This is a genomic window from Synechococcus sp. H55.2, from assembly GCF_047462495.1.
Lineage (GTDB): Bacteria > Cyanobacteriota > Cyanobacteriia > Thermostichales > Thermostichaceae > Thermostichus.
In genome coordinates this window covers 15,667-17,145 of record NZ_JANSJH010000044.1, presented here as the reverse complement: position 1 = coordinate 17,145, position 1,479 = coordinate 15,667, and the positions used below count along the sequence as shown (strand labels likewise).

Here is a 1,479-nt window from a genome sequence, read left to right as displayed (position 1 = left end):
GCCAAACCTTTGAACCAAAGGGAGAGCCAGATCCACTGCCACTGAAAATCAAGTTTTGCGCCTTCTAGGATGGCATTGTCTAGGTTGGATCCCTCCAAGTTGGCGTAGCTCAAATTGGCCTTCCTCAGATTGGCTTGGCTGAGGTTGGATCCTCCTAGATCCGCTCCAATGAGGCTGGCTCCACTTAGGTTTGCCCCGACCAGTTGCACCCCGTTGAGCTTGGCCCAATTCAAGTTAGCGCCGCTCAGGTCAACCCCACTCAAGTTTCTCTTGGAGGCTTGACCGTTGACGATCTCCCACACCAGACGCCACTTGGCCTCGATCTGGGTTGCAGGAGAAAGGATCACCCGCTGCAGACTGGCCAGCTCCAGATCTGCCCCCCTCAGGTCGGCACCGCTGAGGTTGGCTCCGGCCAGATAGGCCCTACTCAGCTTGGCTCCACCGAGATCGGCGTGGGTTAGGTTGGCCCCGCCCAGCTTGGCCCTCTTTAGATTGGCTCCACCTAGGCTGGCCTCGCTCAGATCTGACCCAATCAAATAAGCCTGGCTTAGGTTAGCTCCACTGAGCCTTACCCCGCTGAGGTCTGCCCGGCTGAGGTTGGCCTTTCTCAAGTCCGCCCCTCTCAAGTCTGTTTGGCTCAGCTCCTGCGAATGGGCGCCAGCATGGAAAATCATGAACCACCAGCTACTCTCCGGACTGGCCTCTACAGAAATCACCGTCCATCTCAAGCTAGGCAAGTTCAGGTCCGTCTTGCCCAGTTTGGCTTCGCTGAGGTCGGCCCCGATGAGGCTGGCCCCCCTTAGATCCGCGCCGTTGAGTTTAGCCCGTCTCAGCTTGGCTCCGACGAGGTTGGCTTGCGTCAACTTGGCCCCCACAAGTTTGGCCTGGGCTAGTTCGGCCTTGATCAAGCTGCTTCCACTGAGGTTGGCACCGCTTAGGTCTGCCCCGCTGAGATCCGCTTGGTTTAAGTTGGCCCCCCTCAGATCCGCCTGGCTTAGATTGGCTTTGCTCAACTCTGCCCACTGTAGGTCTACGCCGCAGAGGTTGGCCCCGCTCAGGTCGGCTCCCACCAAGCTCACGCCAGGGAGCCTGATCCCGCTCAGATTTGCCCAGCTCAAGTTTGCCCCGCTCAAGTCCGCCTGAGCTAGGTTTTTTCCCTGAGCGTGGCCGTTGACAATTTCCCAGACCAGCCGCCACTTGCGGTCAATTTGAGTTTCGGGGGAAAGGATAGCTCCCCGCAGGCTGGCCAGTTGCAGGCAAGCTGCGCCCAAATCGGCCCGACTGAGGTTGGCTCCCTCCAAGCTGGCCCACCGGAGGTCGGCTCCCTGGAGGTCGGCTTCCTGCAAGTTAGCACCGACAAGCCTTGCCCCCCTTAGGTCTGCTTGCGCCAAGTTGGCCCCCCTCAGGTCAGCCCAATCCAGGTCTGCCCCGCTCAAGTCCGCCTGAGCTAGGTTTTTTCCCTGAGCGTGGCCGTTGACA

1 protein-coding gene is annotated in these 1,479 nt (G+C 59.5%); it reads right to left on the bottom strand.

Annotation, left to right across the window (positions count from 1 at the left end):
* Nucleotides 1–1,479: pentapeptide repeat-containing protein (locus NW844_RS07030; RefSeq protein ID WP_414334678.1), on the bottom strand; the 1,479-nt coding region annotated here is incomplete at both ends.